General features: G+C 49.8%; 10 protein-coding genes, 9 tRNA genes and 6 rRNA genes. All 25 read left to right on the forward strand.

From position 1 onward, the window contains the following. Window positions 1–64 precede the first annotated feature (64 nt). Window positions 65–1,477 (forward strand): aminodeoxychorismate synthase, component I, encoded by a 1,413-nt coding sequence (gene pabB / locus JNUCC21_RS00445; RefSeq protein WP_059366886.1) that lies wholly within the window; start codon window positions 65–67, stop codon window positions 1,475–1,477. 15 nt (window positions 1,478–1,492) lie between these two features. Next, window positions 1,493–2,080, forward strand: coding sequence for an aminodeoxychorismate/anthranilate synthase component II (pabA, locus tag JNUCC21_RS00450; protein ID WP_011996185.1), 588 nt, complete (start codon window positions 1,493–1,495; stop codon window positions 2,078–2,080). Continuing rightward, window positions 2,077–2,961 carry an aminodeoxychorismate lyase gene (gene pabC / locus JNUCC21_RS00455; RefSeq protein WP_080491658.1) on the forward strand — a complete coding sequence of 295 codons (885 nt, stop codon included), beginning with the start codon at window positions 2,077–2,079 and terminating at the stop codon, window positions 2,959–2,961. Before pabA ends, pabC begins: the two co-directional genes overlap by 4 nt. Continuing rightward, window positions 2,942–3,799, forward strand: a complete 858-nt coding sequence (folP, locus tag JNUCC21_RS00460; protein WP_007409946.1) for a dihydropteroate synthase — start codon at window positions 2,942–2,944, stop codon at window positions 3,797–3,799. The genes pabC and folP overlap by 20 nt, the downstream gene beginning before the upstream one ends. Continuing rightward, the gene (gene folB, locus JNUCC21_RS00465; protein ID WP_003150671.1) at window positions 3,792–4,154 is read left to right on the forward strand and encodes a dihydroneopterin aldolase; all 363 of its coding nucleotides are present in this window, start codon (window positions 3,792–3,794) and stop codon (window positions 4,152–4,154) included. The genes folP and folB overlap by 8 nt, the downstream gene beginning before the upstream one ends. After that, complete coding sequence (gene folK / locus JNUCC21_RS00470) at window positions 4,151–4,654, forward strand: 2-amino-4-hydroxy-6-hydroxymethyldihydropteridine diphosphokinase (protein WP_007409947.1); 504 nt, start codon at window positions 4,151–4,153, stop codon at window positions 4,652–4,654. Before folB ends, folK begins: the two co-directional genes overlap by 4 nt. Continuing rightward, the gene (locus JNUCC21_RS00475) at window positions 4,606–4,815 is read left to right on the forward strand and encodes a helix-turn-helix domain-containing protein (RefSeq protein ID WP_003150668.1); all 210 of its coding nucleotides are present in this window, start codon (window positions 4,606–4,608) and stop codon (window positions 4,813–4,815) included. The genes folK and JNUCC21_RS00475 overlap by 49 nt, the downstream gene beginning before the upstream one ends. Before the next feature lie 21 nt (window positions 4,816–4,836). Continuing rightward, window positions 4,837–5,838 carry a tRNA dihydrouridine synthase DusB gene (dusB, locus tag JNUCC21_RS00480; protein WP_007409948.1) on the forward strand — a complete coding sequence of 334 codons (1,002 nt, stop codon included), beginning with the start codon at window positions 4,837–4,839 and terminating at the stop codon, window positions 5,836–5,838. Window positions 5,839–5,927: 89 nt separating this feature from the next. Next, window positions 5,928–7,427: a lysine--tRNA ligase gene (gene lysS, locus JNUCC21_RS00485; protein ID WP_007409949.1), complete on the forward strand. Its 1,500-nt coding sequence runs from the start codon at window positions 5,928–5,930 to the stop codon at window positions 7,425–7,427. A 328-nt stretch (window positions 7,428–7,755) separates the two neighbouring features. After that, window positions 7,756–9,305, forward strand: a 16S ribosomal RNA gene (locus JNUCC21_RS00490). 175 nt (window positions 9,306–9,480) lie between these two features. Further along, window positions 9,481–12,410, forward strand: a 23S ribosomal RNA gene (locus JNUCC21_RS00495). A 50-nt stretch (window positions 12,411–12,460) separates the two neighbouring features. Continuing rightward, window positions 12,461–12,576 (forward strand): 5S ribosomal RNA (gene rrf, locus JNUCC21_RS00500). Between the two features lie 23 nt (window positions 12,577–12,599). After that, window positions 12,600–12,675: transfer RNA gene (locus JNUCC21_RS00505), tRNA-Val, on the forward strand. Between the two features lie 5 nt (window positions 12,676–12,680). Further along, window positions 12,681–12,756 (forward strand) — tRNA-Thr (locus tag JNUCC21_RS00510). Between the two features lie 36 nt (window positions 12,757–12,792). Further along, a tRNA-Lys gene (locus tag JNUCC21_RS00515) sits at window positions 12,793–12,868 on the forward strand. Between the two features lie 6 nt (window positions 12,869–12,874). Continuing rightward, window positions 12,875–12,956, forward strand: a tRNA-Leu gene (locus tag JNUCC21_RS00520). Between the two features lie 24 nt (window positions 12,957–12,980). Next, window positions 12,981–13,055 (forward strand) — tRNA-Gly (locus tag JNUCC21_RS00525). A gap of 14 nt (window positions 13,056–13,069) precedes the next feature. Continuing rightward, window positions 13,070–13,155, forward strand: a tRNA-Leu gene (locus JNUCC21_RS00530). A gap of 11 nt (window positions 13,156–13,166) precedes the next feature. Continuing rightward, window positions 13,167–13,243: transfer RNA gene (locus tag JNUCC21_RS00535), tRNA-Arg, on the forward strand. Window positions 13,244–13,259: 16 nt separating this feature from the next. Further along, window positions 13,260–13,336: transfer RNA gene (locus tag JNUCC21_RS00540), tRNA-Pro, on the forward strand. 4 nt (window positions 13,337–13,340) lie between these two features. Continuing rightward, window positions 13,341–13,416 (forward strand) — tRNA-Ala (locus JNUCC21_RS00545). A gap of 165 nt (window positions 13,417–13,581) precedes the next feature. After that, window positions 13,582–15,131: ribosomal RNA gene (locus JNUCC21_RS00550) — 16S ribosomal RNA — on the forward strand. Between the two features lie 175 nt (window positions 15,132–15,306). Further along, window positions 15,307–18,236 (forward strand): 23S ribosomal RNA (locus JNUCC21_RS00555). A 50-nt stretch (window positions 18,237–18,286) separates the two neighbouring features. Continuing rightward, window positions 18,287–18,402, forward strand: a 5S ribosomal RNA gene (gene rrf, locus JNUCC21_RS00560). The 16S, 23S and 5S rRNA genes sit together here with 9 tRNA genes alongside, the layout of an rRNA operon. A gap of 227 nt (window positions 18,403–18,629) precedes the next feature. Beyond that, window positions 18,630–19,094 (forward strand): transcriptional regulator CtsR, encoded by a 465-nt coding sequence (ctsR, locus tag JNUCC21_RS00565; RefSeq protein ID WP_003156396.1) that lies wholly within the window; start codon window positions 18,630–18,632, stop codon window positions 19,092–19,094. Window positions 19,095–19,103 lie beyond the last annotated feature (9 nt).

Raw genomic sequence — 19,103 nt, forward strand, 5'->3', positions numbered from 1 at the left:
TTTTTTCACCAGTGTGATTGCTTTAAAATAAAACTACAGTAAAACGAAGCAGAGGATTGATATGATGGCACAACGCAGACCGGCAGGAAGAAAAATACCTTTTACGAAACAAGCATTTTTACAGCGATATGAAAACCTTTCGAAATCGAGAAAACGGCATGTTCTGCTCGAAAGCGCGAGAGGGGGAAGATTCAGTATAGCCGGTCTAGATCCGATTGCGTCCGTCAGAGGAAAAGACGGAATTACAACGATCAAGCATGAGGGGGAAACACTGTTTAAAGAAGGTGACCCGCTGCGGGCCTTTCATGAATGGTTTGGAACGCTCGGAACGGAAACAAACGTTGAGTTTCCGGACTTTCAAGGCGGTGCGATTGGTTTTATCAGTTACGACTACGCCCGATATATTGAGAATTTTAAGATGCTGTCGTTAGATGATCTGGAAACACCTGATATTTACTTTCTTGTTTTTGATGATGTGGCCGTTTATGACCATGAGGAAGAGGCGTTATGGCTCATTACCCATACTGAAGCGGAAGAAGCGGATCTTGCGGAAGAAAAGCTGTCCGGCTTAGAGGACATGTGGTGTTCCCTTCAAACGGCGGACGAGCCTTTTTCACCGCTGAATCGGAATGGGGACGGATCGTACGCCGCTCCGTTCACTGAGGAAGGATTTTCGCAGGCTGTAGAACAAATTAAACAATATATCGCGAGCGGCGATGTGTTCCAGGTTAATTTGTCCATCAGGCAGTCTCAGTCCTTATCCGTTCATCCGTATGAGGTGTATAAACACTTGAGAAACGTCAATCCGTCTCCTTACATGGCCTATCTCGAGACACCGGGGTTTCAAGTGATATGCGGGTCGCCGGAGCTATTGGTGACAAAGAAGGGGAAGAAGCTTGAAACGAGACCGATCGCGGGTACGCGTTCAAGAGGAAAAGACGATGCTGAAGACAAGGCTTTGGCTGATGAATTAATTCACAACGAAAAAGAACGTGCGGAACACGTCATGCTTGTTGATCTTGAGCGCAATGATCTCGGGCGCGTATCGCGCTACGGCTCCGTGCGGGTTAACGAATTTATGGCGATCGAAAAGTATTCCCACGTCATGCATATCGTGTCTAACGTACAGGGGGAACTGCAGGACGGATATGACGCGACAGACATTATTCATGCGGTTTTCCCGGGGGGCACCATCACGGGAGCGCCCAAAGTGAGAACGATGGAAATTATAGAAGAGCTTGAGCCGACAAGACGGGGGCTTTATACTGGATCTATAGGCTGGTTCGGATTCAACGGAGATTTGCAGTTTAACATTGTGATCCGGACGATCTATGCAGCCGGCGGACATGCTTTCATGCAGTCCGGAGCAGGAGTAGTCATTGATTCGGTTCCGAAGCATGAATACAAGGAATCGTTCAAAAAAGCTTTTGCAATGAAAAAGGCGTTAGAGCTGAGCGAAGAAGAGACAAAAAATTAGACGAGGTGAGCAGAGATGATTTTAATGATTGACAATTATGATTCATTTACGTACAACTTGGTTCAATATTTGGGTGAGCTCGGGGAGGAACTGATCGTCAGACGGAATGACGAGATTACAATTGAGCAGATTGAAGAGCTGGCACCGGATTTCTTAATGATTTCACCCGGGCCGTGCAGTCCTGATGAAGCGGGGATCAGCCTCGAAGCGATCAAACATTTTGCCGGCAGTATTCCTATTTTCGGCGTATGTCTCGGGCATCAGTCGATTGCGCAAGTATTCGGCGGCGATGTCGTCAGAGCGGAGCGGCTCATGCACGGCAAAACGTCAGAAGTTATGCATGACGGACAGACGATTTTTAAAGGGCTGCAAAATCCGCTTGTCGCCACCCGGTACCATTCACTTATTGTCAAAGCGGACACGCTGCCGGATTGTTTTACGGTATCCGCTCAAACCAAAGAAGGAGAAATTATGGCAATCCGCCATAATGAGCTGCCTGTTGAAGGTGTTCAGTTCCATCCGGAATCCATCATGACCTCCTTCGGCAAAGAGATGCTCAGAAACTTTATAGAGACACACCGCAAAAAGGAAGTGACGGTGTGATTATATATTTGAATGGTCAATATATAGAGGAGAAAGAAGCGGCGCTTTCTCCTTTTGACCATGGTTATTTGTACGGGATCGGCGCGTTCGAGACGTTCAGGCTTTACAGCGGCCGGCCGTTTCTGCCGGATGCGCATGTCGCCAGGCTCAACAGGGCGCTTCGGGATCTGCAGATTGCATATGAGGTGAACAAACAGGAGCTGCTTGATATGCTTCGGAGACTGTTGCTCCTCAATGACATCAAGGACGGCAGCGCGCGTGTCCGGCTTAACATCTCGGCAGGCGTCAGCGATAAAGGGTTTGCCGCGCAGACTTATGAAAAGCCGACCGTCCTTTGTTTCGTCAACCGGCTCAATCCGGAAACTCTGCCTGTTCAAAAAGAAGGCAAGCTTCTCTCTATCAGGAGAAATACGCCTGAAGGATATTTCCGGTTAAAATCCCATCACTATTTAAACAACATGTATGCTAAACGGGAGATCGGGAATGATCCCAATCTTGAAGGCATTTTCCTGACCGGAGAAGGAGATGTCGCGGAAGGCATTGTCTCCAACGTGTTTTGGCGAAAAGGAGACAAGGTCTTTACGCCATCCTTGGATACGGGAATTCTCGATGGTGTAACGAGACAGTTTGTCATTGATGAATTGAAACGGCAGGGGACAGAAGTCACCGAAGGCCGATTCCGTTTTCAATCAATGCTTGAAGCGGATGAAGCATGGTTGACAAACTCCGTGCTTGAAATCATCCCGTTTTCTAAAATAGAGGAAGTGCCGCTGCCCGGAGTGAGCGGAAAAACGGTGCAATTGCTCCGTAATCAGTATCAGCAGGAAATAAATAAAATGAATGTACAGGAGGAGGAACAAAATGGCGCAGCAAACAATTGAACAGCCTAAACTGATTCATACAAAAAAAGGCGCTCTTTCCTATAAAGAGAAGACGCTCGTTATGGGGATATTAAATGTAACGCCAGACTCCTTCTCTGACGGCGGCAAATACGACAGTACGGAAAGGGCGCTTCTGCATGCGGCGAAGATGGCTGAAGAAGGGGCGCATATCATAGATATCGGCGGCGAATCGACAAGACCCGGCGCATCACTCGTGTCGGCTGATGAGGAAATGTCACGAGTCATCCCCGTCATAGAGCGGATCACAAGCGAGCTGGACATTCCGCTTTCAATCGATACGTACAAAGCGTCCGTGGCAGACGAAGCAGTCAAAGCGGGAGCCTCTATCCTTAATGACATCTGGGGGGCGAAAGGTGATCCTGACATGGCGTCAGTAGCCGCCGCACACGGGGTTCCGATTATCTTAATGCATAACCGCATGGAAAGAAACTACAACGATCTTATTCCTGATATGCTTGCAGACTTGATGGAAAGCGTAAAAATTGCCGCAGAAGCCGGCGTCACAGATGAAAACATGATTCTGGATCCGGGGATCGGCTTTGCGAAAAACTATGAGGACAATCTGGCTGTCATGAACAAGCTGGAGGTGTTCAGCGGGTTAGGTTATCCGCTGCTTCTGGCGACATCGAGAAAAAGGTTCATCGGCCGTGTGCTTGACCTTCCCCCTGAAGAACGTGCCGAGGGAACGGGAGCGACAGTATGCCTTGGCGTCCAAAAAGGCTGCGACATTGTGAGGGTGCACGATGTCAAAGAGATCGCAAGAATGACGAAGATGATGGATGCTATGTTGAACAAAGGAGGCGTACATTATGGATAAAGTATATGTGGAAGGTATGGAGTTTTACGGATATCACGGCGTGTTCGAAGAAGAAAACAAACTCGGCCAGCGCTTCAAAGTAGACCTGACTGCCGAACTGGATTTGAGCAAAGCGGGAAAAACGGATGACCTTTCTTATACCATTAACTATGCGGAATTGTACAGTGTCTGCCGCGGCATCGTTGAGGGCGAGCCCGTTAATTTGGTCGAGACCCTTGCGGAACGGATCGCAGACACCGTCCTTGAGAAATTTGAGCCGGTGCAGCAATGTACGGTAAAGGTTGTTAAGCCTGACCCGCCGATTCCCGGCCATTATAAATCAGTAGCCATAGAAATGACGAGAAAGAAATCATGAACAATACGGCATATATCGGCCTCGGCTCCAATATGGGCGACCGTGAACATTATTTGCGTCAGGCAGTGGCCATGCTCAGCCGGCATCATGGCGTGACGGTGTCAAAGGTGTCCTCCATATATGAAACAGATCCCGTCGGCTATGAGGATCAAGATCAGTTTCTCAATATGGCGGTTGAAGTGAAAACGTCGTTATCTCCTTTTGAACTTCTTGATGTAACGCAGAGCATTGAAGCTGAATTAGGCAGAACGAGAGAGATTCGCTGGGGACCGCGGACGGCAGACCTTGACATTTTGCTGTATAATCGTGAAAATATTGAAACAGAGCGGCTGATTGTTCCGCATCCGAGAATGTATGAGCGCTTATTTGTCCTTGCGCCGTTAAAAGAAATATGCCCGCAGGCGGATCATATCACGATAAGCGCTGAAACAAACCAAGAAGGTGTAAGAGTATGGAAGCAGAAATCTGGGGTAGGCGAATTCGTGCATTCAGAAAGCTGAAAGGTTATACTCAAGAAGGATTTGCAAAAGCATTAGGTATATCAGTTTCTATTGTCGGTGAAATTGAACGCGGAAACCGATTGCCATCAGATGCCATCATTCAAGATGCGGCAGATGTTTTAAATATAAGTGCGGACGAATTGGCCCCGCCTGAAAAATAGACAAATGAAAGGAGGGGAAAAATGTTTAAAATCGGTGATATTCAATTGAAAAACCGGGTTGTGCTTGCGCCTATGGCCGGTGTCTGCAACTCAGCGTTCAGATTGACTGTAAAGGAATTCGGAGCCGGATTGGTATGCGCTGAAATGGTCAGTGACAAAGCGATTCTTTACAATAACGCCAGAACAATGGGGATGCTTTACATTGATGAACGTGAAAAACCGCTCAGCCTTCAGATTTTTGGAGGAAAAAAGGAAACCCTTGTGGAAGCGGCGAAGTTTGTAGATCAAAACACGACTGCTGATATTATTGATATTAACATGGGATGTCCCGTACCCAAGATTACAAAATGTGATGCGGGCGCCAAATGGCTTCTCGATCCCGATAAGATTTATGAAATGGTATCCGCAGTAGTAGATGCTGTTGATAAGCCGGTTACAGTGAAGATGAGAATGGGCTGGGATGAAGAGCACATTTATGCGGTGAAAAATGCCCAAGCTGTTGAACGTGCCGGCGGAAAAGCCGTTGCCCTGCACGGCCGCACAAGAGTGCAAATGTATGAAGGCACTGCGAACTGGGATATCATTAAAGAAGTGAAGCAATCCGTCTCCATTCCCGTCATCGGAAACGGTGATGTCAAAACGCCTCAGGACGCGAAACGCATGCTTGAGGAAACAGGAGTTGACGGCGTCATGATCGGCCGGGCCGCACTCGGCAACCCGTGGATGATTTACCGTACGGTGCACTACCTTGAAACCGGCGAGTTAAAAGACGAACCGAAAGTCCGTGAAAAAATGTCGGTATGCAAACTGCACTTAGACCGCCTGATTAAGTTAAAAGGCGAAAATGTGGCAGTCAGAGAAATGAGAAAACACGCTGCCTGGTACCTGAAAGGTGTCAGAGGCAATGCGAATGTACGCAACGAAATTAACCAATGTGAGACGCGTGAAGAAGTTGTGCAGCTTTTAGATGCATTTACCGCCGAAGCAGAGGCAAAAGAGCTTCAAGATGCAAAAGTAGGTTAATATACACCCTCTATTGCTGCTCACTGCCAGCTTACCGCTGGCAGTTTTTCTGCTTTTTCGTGAAATCAAAATGTAACGGAGTGATACCAATGAGTCAAGAAGAGCAAAATCATGAGGAATTGAACGACCAGCTGCAAGTCAGACGAGATAAAATGAACCAGCTGAGAGAAAACGGCATTGACCCTTTCGGCGAACGTTTCGAGAGAACGCATCAATCTCAACAGATCATTGACGCCTACCAGGAGCTTTCTAAAGAAGAACTGGAAGAAAAAGCGGTCGAAGTGACCATTGCAGGCCGTATGATGACAAAGCGCGGAAAAGGGAAAGCCGGCTTTGCGCATCTGCAGGACTTAGAAGGTCAAATTCAAATTTACGTAAGAAAAGACAGTGTCGGCGAAGAACAATATGAAATCTTTAAATCTTCAGACCTTGGAGACGTTATCGGCATCACGGGGAAAGTTTTCAAAACAAACGTAGGCGAGCTTTCTGTCAAAGCGACATCTTTTGAACTGCTGACAAAAGCACTGCGTCCTCTTCCTGATAAATATCATGGGTTAAAAGACGTTGAACAGCGTTACCGCCAGCGCTATCTCGATCTCATCGTAAACCCTGACAGCAAACAAACGTTTATCACACGCAGCAAAATCATCCAAGCGATGAGAAGATACTTAGATGACCATGGATACTTAGAAGTTGAAACACCTACGATGCACAGCATACCGGGAGGAGCGTCTGCACGCCCGTTCATCACGCACCATAACGCGCTCGACATGCCTCTTTATATGCGTATTGCGATTGAACTGCACCTGAAACGCCTGATTGTCGGCGGATTGGAAAAAGTCTACGAAATCGGCCGCGTGTTCCGTAACGAAGGTGTTTCTACACGCCATAACCCTGAATTCACGATGATCGAGCTGTATGAAGCGTACGCCGATTATAAAGATATTATGAGTCTTACGGAAAACCTCGTAGCACATATTGCGCAGGAAGTGCTTGGAAGCACCACAATCCAGTACGGCGAAGAGCAGATTGATCTGAAACCTGAATGGAAACGACTTCACATGGTAGATGCGGTCAAAGAAGCGACAGGTGTAGATTTCTGGAATGAGATGACTGTTGAAGAAGCGCGCGGTCATGCAAAAGAGCATGGTATCGAGATCACAAACTCAATGACGGTGGGTCATATCATCAATGAATTCTTCGAACAAAAAATTGAAGAAACACTCATTCAGCCTACATTTATTTACGGCCACCCTGTAGAGATTTCTCCTCTTGCTAAGAAAAATCCGGAGGACCCTCGCTTTACAGACCGTTTTGAACTGTTTATCGTCGGCCGTGAGCACGCTAATGCGTTTACGGAGCTGAATGACCCTATTGACCAGAGGGAACGCTTTGAAGCGCAATTAAAAGAAAGAGAAGAAGGAAACGATGAAGCGCATATGATGGATGAAGACTTCGTTGAAGCTCTTGAATACGGCATGCCGCCGACCGGGGGATTGGGTATCGGTATCGACCGCCTTGTCATGCTGTTAACAAATGCTCCGTCTATCAGAGACGTTTTATTATTCCCTCAAATGAGACAACGATAATAAAAGGGAAGGCGCCGTTTCTGCTTATCGCAGTACGGCGCTTTTTTAGAAACAAGCCGCTCATAAAACTTTTTTGATTTTCTTTTGAAAAACTATTGCACTATTATTTGCGAGGTGGTATATTATTATTCGTTGCCGCTAAACAAGGCGCTGACGAAAAAAAGAAATTTAAAAAGTTGTTGACTTCAAGAGATTGATAAGATATAATAATAAAGTCGCTTGAACGAAAGACAAAATGATCTTTGAAAACTAAACAAGACAAAACGTACCTGTTAATTCAAAGTTTTAAATAAATCGCACAGCGATGTGCGTAGTCAGTCAAACTACTTTATCGGAGAGTTTGATCCTGGCTCAGGACGAACGCTGGCGGCGTGCCTAATACATGCAAGTCGAGCGGACAGATGGGAGCTTGCTCCCTGATGTTAGCGGCGGACGGGTGAGTAACACGTGGGTAACCTGCCTGTAAGACTGGGATAACTCCGGGAAACCGGGGCTAATACCGGATGGTTGTCTGAACCGCATGGTTCAGACATAAAAGGTGGCTTCGGCTACCACTTACAGATGGACCCGCGGCGCATTAGCTAGTTGGTGAGGTAACGGCTCACCAAGGCAACGATGCGTAGCCGACCTGAGAGGGTGATCGGCCACACTGGGACTGAGACACGGCCCAGACTCCTACGGGAGGCAGCAGTAGGGAATCTTCCGCAATGGACGAAAGTCTGACGGAGCAACGCCGCGTGAGTGATGAAGGTTTTCGGATCGTAAAGCTCTGTTGTTAGGGAAGAACAAGTGCCGTTCAAATAGGGCGGCACCTTGACGGTACCTAACCAGAAAGCCACGGCTAACTACGTGCCAGCAGCCGCGGTAATACGTAGGTGGCAAGCGTTGTCCGGAATTATTGGGCGTAAAGGGCTCGCAGGCGGTTTCTTAAGTCTGATGTGAAAGCCCCCGGCTCAACCGGGGAGGGTCATTGGAAACTGGGGAACTTGAGTGCAGAAGAGGAGAGTGGAATTCCACGTGTAGCGGTGAAATGCGTAGAGATGTGGAGGAACACCAGTGGCGAAGGCGACTCTCTGGTCTGTAACTGACGCTGAGGAGCGAAAGCGTGGGGAGCGAACAGGATTAGATACCCTGGTAGTCCACGCCGTAAACGATGAGTGCTAAGTGTTAGGGGGTTTCCGCCCCTTAGTGCTGCAGCTAACGCATTAAGCACTCCGCCTGGGGAGTACGGTCGCAAGACTGAAACTCAAAGGAATTGACGGGGGCCCGCACAAGCGGTGGAGCATGTGGTTTAATTCGAAGCAACGCGAAGAACCTTACCAGGTCTTGACATCCTCTGACAATCCTAGAGATAGGACGTCCCCTTCGGGGGCAGAGTGACAGGTGGTGCATGGTTGTCGTCAGCTCGTGTCGTGAGATGTTGGGTTAAGTCCCGCAACGAGCGCAACCCTTGATCTTAGTTGCCAGCATTCAGTTGGGCACTCTAAGGTGACTGCCGGTGACAAACCGGAGGAAGGTGGGGATGACGTCAAATCATCATGCCCCTTATGACCTGGGCTACACACGTGCTACAATGGACAGAACAAAGGGCAGCGAAACCGCGAGGTTAAGCCAATCCCACAAATCTGTTCTCAGTTCGGATCGCAGTCTGCAACTCGACTGCGTGAAGCTGGAATCGCTAGTAATCGCGGATCAGCATGCCGCGGTGAATACGTTCCCGGGCCTTGTACACACCGCCCGTCACACCACGAGAGTTTGTAACACCCGAAGTCGGTGAGGTAACCTTTATGGAGCCAGCCGCCGAAGGTGGGACAGATGATTGGGGTGAAGTCGTAACAAGGTAGCCGTATCGGAAGGTGCGGCTGGATCACCTCCTTTCTAAGGATTTTAACGGAATATAAGACCTTGGGTCTTATAAACAGAACGTTCCCTGTCTTGTTTAGTTTTGAAGGATCATTCGATTCTTCGAGATGTTGTTCTTTGAAAACTAGATAACAGAAGTAATTCACATTCAATTAGTAATGCAAGATATCACGTAGTGATTCTTTTTAACGGTTAAGTTAGAAAGGGCGCACGGTGGATGCCTTGGCACTAGGAGCCGATGAAGGACGGGACGAACACCGATATGCTTCGGGGAGCTGTAAGCAAGCTTTGATCCGGAGATTTCCGAATGGGGAAACCCACCACTCGTAATGGAGTGGTATCCATATCTGAATACATAGGATATGAGAAGGCAGACCCGGGGAACTGAAACATCTAAGTACCCGGAGGAAGAGAAAGCAAATGCGATTCCCTGAGTAGCGGCGAGCGAAACGGGACCAGCCCAAACCAAGAGGCTTGCCTCTTGGGGTTGTAGGACACTCTGTACGGAGTTACAAAGGAACGAGGTAGATGAAGAGGTCTGGAAAGGCCCGCCATAGGAGGTAACAGCCCTGTAGTCAAAACTTCGTTCTCTCCTGAGTGGATCCTGAGTACGGCGGAACACGTGAAATTCCGTCGGAATCCGGGAGGACCATCTCCCAAGGCTAAATACTCCCTAGTGACCGATAGTGAACCAGTACCGTGAGGGAAAGGTGAAAAGCACCCCGGAAGGGGAGTGAAAGAGATCCTGAAACCGTGTGCCTACAAGTAGTCAGAGCCCGTTAACGGGTGATGGCGTGCCTTTTGTAGAATGAACCGGCGAGTTACGATCCCGTGCAAGGTTAAGCAGAAGATGCGGAGCCGCAGCGAAAGCGAGTCTGAATAGGGCGAATTGAGTACGTGGTCGTAGACCCGAAACCAGGTGATCTACCCATGTCCAGGGTGAAGTTCAGGTAACACTGAATGGAGGCCCGAACCCACGCACGTTGAAAAGTGCGGGGATGAGGTGTGGGTAGGGGTGAAATGCCAATCGAACCTGGAGATAGCTGGTTCTCTCCGAAATAGCTTTAGGGCTAGCCTCAAGGTAAGAGTCTCGGAGGTAGAGCACTGATTGGACTAGGGGCCCCTACCGGGTTACCGAATTCAGTCAAACTCCGAATGCCGATGACTTATCCTTGGGAGTCAGACTGCGAGTGATAAGATCCGTAGTCGAAAGGGAAACAGCCCAGACCGCCAGCTAAGGTCCCAAAGTATACGTTAAGTGGAAAAGGATGTGGAGTTGCTTAGACAACCAGGATGTTGGCTTAGAAGCAGCCACCATTTAAAGAGTGCGTAATAGCTCACTGGTCGAGTGACTCTGCGCCGAAAATGTACCGGGGCTAAACGTATCACCGAAGCTGCGGACTGTTCTTCGAACAGTGGTAGGAGAGCGTTCTAAGGGCTGTGAAGCAAGACCGGAAGGACTTGTGGAGCGCTTAGAAGTGAGAATGCCGGTATGAGTAGCGAAAGAGGGGTGAGAATCCCCTCCACCGAATGCCTAAGGTTTCCTGAGGAAGGCTCGTCCGCTCAGGGTTAGTCGGGACCTAAGCCGAGGCCGAAAGGCGTAGGCGATGGATAACAGGTTGATATTCCTGTACCACCTCCTCACCATTTGAGCAATGGGGGGACGCAGGAGGATAGGGTAAGCGCGGTATTGGATATCCGCGTCCAAGCAGTTAGGCTGGGAAATAGGCAAATCCGTTTCCCGTGAAGGCTGAGCTGTGATGGCGAGCGAATTATAGTAGCGAAGTTCCTGATTCCACACTGCCAAGAAAAGCCTCTAGCGAGGTGAGAGGTGCCCGTACCGCAAACCGACACAGGTAGGCGAGGAGAGAATCCTAAGGTGATCGAGAGAACTCTCGTTAAGGAACTCGGCAAAATGACCCCGTAACTTCGGGAGAAGGGGTGCTCTGTTAGGGTGCAAGCCCGAGAGAGCCGCAGTGAATAGGCCCAGGCGACTGTTTAGCAAAAACACAGGTCTCTGCGAAGCCGTAAGGCGAAGTATAGGGGCTGACGCCTGCCCGGTGCTGGAAGGTTAAGAGGAGCGCTTAGCGTAAGCGAAGGTGCGAATTGAAGCCCCAGTAAACGGCGGCCGTAACTATAACGGTCCTAAGGTAGCGAAATTCCTTGTCGGGTAAGTTCCGACCCGCACGAAAGGCGCAACGATCTGGGCACTGTCTCAACGAGAGACTCGGTGAAATTATAGTACCTGTGAAGATGCAGGTTACCCGCGACAGGACGGAAAGACCCCGTGGAGCTTTACTGCAGCCTGATATTGAATGTTGGTACAGCTTGTACAGGATAGGTAGGAGCCTTGGAAACCGGAGCGCCAGCTTCGGTGGAGGCATCGGTGGGATACTACCCTGGCTGTATTGACCTTCTAACCCGCCGCCCTTATCGGGCGGGGAGACAGTGTCAGGTGGGCAGTTTGACTGGGGCGGTCGCCTCCTAAAAGGTAACGGAGGCGCCCAAAGGTTCCCTCAGAATGGTTGGAAATCATTCGCAGAGTGTAAAGGCACAAGGGAGCTTGACTGCGAGACCTACAAGTCGAGCAGGGACGAAAGTCGGGCTTAGTGATCCGGTGGTTCCGCATGGAAGGGCCATCGCTCAACGGATAAAAGCTACCCCGGGGATAACAGGCTTATCTCCCCCAAGAGTCCACATCGACGGGGAGGTTTGGCACCTCGATGTCGGCTCATCGCATCCTGGGGCTGTAGTCGGTCCCAAGGGTTGGGCTGTTCGCCCATTAAAGCGGTACGCGAGCTGGGTTCAGAACGTCGTGAGACAGTTCGGTCCCTATCCGTCGCGGGCGCAGGAAATTTGAGAGGAGCTGTCCTTAGTACGAGAGGACCGGGATGGACGCACCGCTGGTGTACCAGTTGTTCTGCCAAGGGCATCGCTGGGTAGCTATGTGCGGACGGGATAAGTGCTGAAAGCATCTAAGCATGAAGCCCCCCTCAAGATGAGATTTCCCATTCCGCAAGGAAGTAAGATCCCTGAAAGATGATCAGGTTGATAGGTCTGAGGTGGAAGTGTGGCGACACATGGAGCTGACAGATACTAATCGATCGAGGACTTAACCAATTTGAATGTATGCTTACTGTTATCTAGTTTTGAGAGAACACTCTCAATGGTTTGGTGGCGATAGCGAAGAGGTCACACCCGTTCCCATGCCGAACACGGAAGTTAAGCTCTTCAGCGCCGATGGTAGTCGGGGGTTTCCCCCTGTGAGAGTAGGACGCCGCCAAGCTATTACACGTAAGTGTAATATATGGAGGATTAGCTCAGCTGGGAGAGCATCTGCCTTACAAGCAGAGGGTCGGCGGTTCGAGCCCGTCATCCTCCACCATATTTGCCGGCCTAGCTCAATTGGTAGAGCAACTGACTTGTAATCAGTAGGTTGGGGGTTCAAGTCCTCTGGCCGGCACCATTTTTGGACAAGATAATAACATAAGTCTTTTAAAAAGAGCCATTAGCTCAGTTGGTAGAGCATCTGACTTTTAATCAGAGGGTCGAAGGTTCGAGTCCTTCATGGCTCACCATGTTACGCGGGTGTGGCGGAATTGGCAGACGCGCTAGACTTAGGATCTAGTGTCTTATGACGTGGGGGTTCAAGTCCCTTCACCCGCATTATACAGGATAGTTATCCTGTATGCGGAAGTAGTTCAGTGGTAGAACACCACCTTGCCAAGGTGGGGGTCGCGGGTTCGAATCCCGTCTTCCGCTCCAACTATACCATCCGCGCCGGGGTGGTGGAATTGGCAGACACACAGGACTTAAAATCCTGCGGTAGGTGACTACCGTGCCGGTTCAAGTCCGGCCCTCGGCATTCATTGTTATGCGCCCGTAGCTCAATTGGATAGAGCGTTTGACTACGGATCAAAAGGTTAGGGGTTCGACTCCTCTCGGGCGCGCCATAATATTTTTAAAAATCGGGAAGTAGCTCAGCTTGGTAGAGCACATGGTTTGGGACCATGGGGTCGCAGGTTCGAATCCTGTCTTCCCGACCACTTCGGGGCCTTAGCTCAGCTGGGAGAGCGCCTGCTTTGCACGCAGGAGGTCAGCGGTTCGATCCCGCTAGGCTCCACCATTTATAAAAAATATGTTGACTTTAAAAGAAACTTATTATATACTTAAAAAGTTGCTTGAGAAAGTGAACAAAATGATCTTTGAAAACTAAACAAGACAAAACGTACCTGTTAATTCAAAGTTTTAAATAAATCGCACAGCGATGTGCGTAGTCAGTCAAACTACTTTATCGGAGAGTTTGATCCTGGCTCAGGACGAACGCTGGCGGCGTGCCTAATACATGCAAGTCGAGCGGACAGATGGGAGCTTGCTCCCTGATGTTAGCGGCGGACGGGTGAGTAACACGTGGGTAACCTGCCTGTAAGACTGGGATAACTCCGGGAAACCGGGGCTAATACCGGATGGTTGTCTGAACCGCATGGTTCAGACATAAAAGGTGGCTTCGGCTACCACTTACAGATGGACCCGCGGCGCATTAGCTAGTTGGTGAGGTAACGGCTCACCAAGGCAACGATGCGTAGCCGACCTGAGAGGGTGATCGGCCACACTGGGACTGAGACACGGCCCAGACTCCTACGGGAGGCAGCAGTAGGGAATCTTCCGCAATGGACGAAAGTCTGACGGAGCAACGCCGCGTGAGTGATGAAGGTTTTCGGATCGTAAAGCTCTGTTGTTAGGGAAGAACAAGTGCCGTTCAAATAGGGCGGCACCTTGACGGTACCTAACCAGAAAGCCACGGCTAACTACGTGCCAGCAGCCGCGGTAATACGTAGGTGGCAAGCGTTGTCCGGAATTATTGGGCGTAAAGGGCTCGCAGGCGGTTTCTTAAGTCTGATGTGAAAGCCCCCGGCTCAACCGGGGAGGGTCATTGGAAACTGGGGAACTTGAGTGCAGAAGAGGAGAGTGGAATTCCACGTGTAGCGGTGAAATGCGTAGAGATGTGGAGGAACACCAGTGGCGAAGGCGACTCTCTGGTCTGTAACTGACGCTGAGGAGCGAAAGCGTGGGGAGCGAACAGGATTAGATACCCTGGTAGTCCACGCCGTAAACGATGAGTGCTAAGTGTTAGGGGGTTTCCGCCCCTTAGTGCTGCAGCTAACGCATTAAGCACTCCGCCTGGGGAGTACGGTCGCAAGACTGAAACTCAAAGGAATTGACGGGGGCCCGCACAAGCGGTGGAGCATGTGGTTTAATTCGAAGCAACGCGAAGAACCTTACCAGGTCTTGACATCCTCTGACAATCCTAGAGATAGGACGTCCCCTTCGGGGGCAGAGTGACAGGTGGTGCATGGTTGTCGTCAGCTCGTGTCGTGAGATGTTGGGTTAAGTCCCGCAACGAGCGCAACCCTTGATCTTAGTTGCCAGCATTCAGTTGGGCACTCTAAGGTGACTGCCGGTGACAAACCGGAGGAAGGTGGGGATGACGTCAAATCATCATGCCCCTTATGACCTGGGCTACACACGTGCTACAATGGACAGAACAAAGGGCAGCGAAACCGCGAGGTTAAGCCAATCCCACAAATCTGTTCTCAGTTCGGATCGCAGTCTGCAACTCGACTGCGTGAAGCTGGAATCGCTAGTAATCGCGGATCAGCATGCCGCGGTGAATACGTTCCCGGGCCTTGTACACACCGCCCGTCACACCACGAGAGTTTGTAACACCCGAAGTCGGTGAGGTAACCTTTATGGAGCCAGCCGCCGAAGGTGGGACAGATGATTGGGGTGAAGTCGTAACAAGGTAGCCGTATCGGAAGGTGCGGCTGGATCACCTCCTTTCTAAGGATTTTAACGGAATATAAGACCTTGGGTCTTATAAACAGAACGTTCCCTGTCTTGTTTAGTTTTGAAGGATCATTCGATTCTTCGAGATGTTGTTCTTTGAAAACTAGATAACAGAAGTAATTCACATTCAATTAGTAATGCAAGATATCACGTAGTGATTCTTTTTAACGGTTAAGTTAGAAAGGGCGCACGGTGGATGCCTTGGCACTAGGAGCCGATGAAGGACGGGACGAACACCGATATGCTTCGGGGAGCTGTAAGCAAGCTTTGATCCGGAGATTTCCGAATGGGGAAACCCACCACTCGTAATGGAGTGGTATCCATATCTGAATACATAGGATATGAGAAGGCAGACCCGGGGAACTGAAACATCTAAGTACCCGGAGGAAGAGAAAGCAAATGCGATTCCCTGAGTAGCGGCGAGCGAAACGGGACCAGCCCAAACCAAGAGGCTTGCCTCTTGGGGTTGTAGGACACTCTGTACGGAGTTACAAAGGAACGAGGTAGATGAAGAGGTCTGGAAAGGCCCGCCATAGGAGGTAACAGCCCTGTAGTCAAAACTTCGTTCTCTCCTGAGTGGATCCTGAGTACGGCGGAACACGTGAAATTCCGTCGGAATCCGGGAGGACCATCTCCCAAGGCTAAATACTCCCTAGTGACCGATAGTGAACCAGTACCGTGAGGGAAAGGTGAAAAGCACCCCGGAAGGGGAGTGAAAGAGATCCTGAAACCATGTGCCTACAAGTAGTCAGAGCCCGTTAACGGGTGATGGCGTGCCTTTTGTAGAATGAACCGGCGAGTTACGATCCCGTGCAAGGTTAAGCAGAAGATGCGGAGCCGCAGCGAAAGCGAGTCTGAATAGGGCGAATTGAGTACGTGGTCGTAGACCCGAAACCAGGTGATCTACCCATGTCCAGGGTGAAGTTCAGGTAACACTGAATGGAGGCCCGAACCCACGCACGTTGAAAAGTGCGGGGATGAGGTGTGGGTAGGGGTGAAATGCCAATCGAACCTGGAGATAGCTGGTTCTCTCCGAAATAGCTTTAGGGCTAGCCTCAAGGTAAGAGTCTCGGAGGTAGAGCACTGATTGGACTAGGGGCCCCTACCGGGTTACCGAATTCAGTCAAACTCCGAATGCCGATGACTTATCCTTGGGAGTCAGACTGCGAGTGATAAGATCCGTAGTCGAAAGGGAAACAGCCCAGACCGCCAGCTAAGGTCCCAAAGTATACGTTAAGTGGAAAAGGATGTGGAGTTGCTTAGACAACCAGGATGTTGGCTTAGAAGCAGCCACCATTTAAAGAGTGCGTAATAGCTCACTGGTCGAGTGACTCTGCGCCGAAAATGTACCGGGGCTAAACGTATCACCGAAGCTGCGGACTGTTCTTCGAACAGTGGTAGGAGAGCGTTCTAAGGGCTGTGAAGCAAGACCGGAAGGACTTGTGGAGCGCTTAGAAGTGAGAATGCCGGTATGAGTAGCGAAAGAGGGGTGAGAATCCCCTCCACCGAATGCCTAAGGTTTCCTGAGGAAGGCTCGTCCGCTCAGGGTTAGTCGGGACCTAAGCCGAGGCCGAAAGGCGTAGGCGATGGATAACAGGTTGATATTCCTGTACCACCTCCTCACCATTTGAGCAATGGGGGGACGCAGGAGGATAGGGTAAGCGCGGTATTGGATATCCGCGTCCAAGCAGTTAGGCTGGGAAATAGGCAAATCCGTTTCCCGTGAAGGCTGAGCTGTGATGGCGAGCGAATTATAGTAGCGAAGTTCCTGATTCCACACTGCCAAGAAAAGCCTCTAGCGAGGTGAGAGGTGCCCGTACCGCAAACCGACACAGGTAGGCGAGGAGAGAATCCTAAGGTGATCGAGAGAACTCTCGTTAAGGAACTCGGCAAAATGACCCCGTAACTTCGGGAGAAGGGGTGCTCTGTTAGGGTGCAAGCCCGAGAGAGCCGCAGTGAATAGGCCCAGGCGACTGTTTAGCAAAAACACAGGTCTCTGCGAAGCCGTAAGGCGAAGTATAGGGGCTGACGCCTGCCCGGTGCTGGAAGGTTAAGAGGAGCGCTTAGCGTAAGCGAAGGTGCGAATTGAAGCCCCAGTAAACGGCGGCCGTAACTATAACGGTCCTAAGGTAGCGAAATTCCTTGTCGGGTAAGTTCCGACCCGCACGAAAGGCGCAACGATCTGGGCACTGTCTCAACGAGAGACTCGGTGAAATTATAGTACCTGTGAAGATGCAGGTTACCCGCGACAGGACGGAAAGACCCCGTGGAGCTTTACTGCAGCCTGATATTGAATGTTGGTACAGCTTGTACAGGATAGGTAGGAGCCTTGGAAACCGGAGCGCCAGCTTCGGTGGAGGCATCGGTGGGATACTACCCTGGCTGTATTGACCTTCTAACCCGCCGCCCTTATCGGGCGGGGAGACAGTGTCAGGTGGGCAGTTTGACTGGGGCGGTCGCCTCCTAAAAGGTAACGGAGGCGCCCAAAGGTTCCCTCAGAATGGTTGGAAATCATTCGCAGAGTGTAAAGGCACAAGGGAGCTTGACTGCGAGACCTACAAGTCGAGCAGGGACGAAAGTCGGGCTTAGTGATCCGGTGGTTCCGCATGGAAGGGCCATCGCTCAACGGATAAAAGCTACCCCGGGGATAACAGGCTTATCTCCCCCAAGAGTCCACATCGACGGGGAGGTTTGGCACCTCGATGTCGGCTCATCGCATCCTGGGGCTGTAGTCGGTCCCAAGGGTTGGGCTGTTCGCCCATTAAAGCGGTACGCGAGCTGGGTTCAGAACGTCGTGAGACAGTTCGGTCCCTATCCGTCGCGGGCGCAGGAAATTTGAGAGGAGCTGTCCTTAGTACGAGAGGACCGGGATGGACGCACCGCTGGTGTACCAGTTGTTCTGCCAAGGGCATCGCTGGGTAGCTATGTGCGGACGGGATAAGTGCTGAAAGCATCTAAGCATGAAGCCCCCCTCAAGATGAGATTTCCCATTCCGCAAGGAAGTAAGATCCCTGAAAGATGATCAGGTTGATAGGTCTGAGGTGGAAGTGTGGCGACACATGGAGCTGACAGATACTAATCGATCGAGGACTTAACCAATTTGAATGTATGCTTACTGTTATCTAGTTTTGAGAGAACACTCTCAATGGTTTGGTGGCGATAGCGAAGAGGTCACACCCGTTCCCATGCCGAACACGGAAGTTAAGCTCTTCAGCGCCGATGGTAGTCGGGGGTTTCCCCCTGTGAGAGTAGGACGCCGCCAAGCTATCATTACGGTAAAGGCAGCTCATTATGAGCTGCCTTTTTTGTGTTTTTCTGCATACATTATATAATATGAGAAACGTAACGATATGCCTTTTTGCAAAAGCAGGTTTTATGCTTGTGCAAAGTGGAAATAATAGAGATAGAGCGATACAGTTGAAAAATTTTGCGAAACACCTTATAGTAAGGTTAAAGTCAAATATAGTCAAAGTCAATGAAGGAGGGGGTTGAGTGGGACATAATATTTCTGACATCATTGAACAGTACTTGAAACAAGTATTAGATCAAAATGGCAAAGAAATTTTAGAGATCAAACGCAGTGAAATCGCTGATAAATTTCAATGTGTTCCTTCCCAAATAAATTATGTCATCAACACCAGATTTACAAGTGAAAGAGGATATATTGTTGAAAGTAAACGGGGAGGCGGCGGTTATATTCGTATTATCAAAATTAAAATGAATAACGAAGTCGTCCTCATCAATAATATTATTTCGCAGATTCATACCCACTTGTCCCAGGCAGCCTCTGATGACATTATTCTCAGACTGTTAGAGGACGGAGTTATTTCGGAAAGAGAAGCTAAAATGATGGTGAGTGTAATGGATCGTTCAGTTCTATATATTGATTTGCCCGAACGGGATGAACTAAGAGCCAGAATGATGAAAGCAATGCTCACATCTTTAAAACTAAAGTAAGCGGGTGAA

Source organism: Bacillus sp. JNUCC-21, assembly GCF_041222765.1.
Taxonomy (GTDB): domain Bacteria; phylum Bacillota; class Bacilli; order Bacillales; family Bacillaceae; genus Bacillus; species Bacillus velezensis.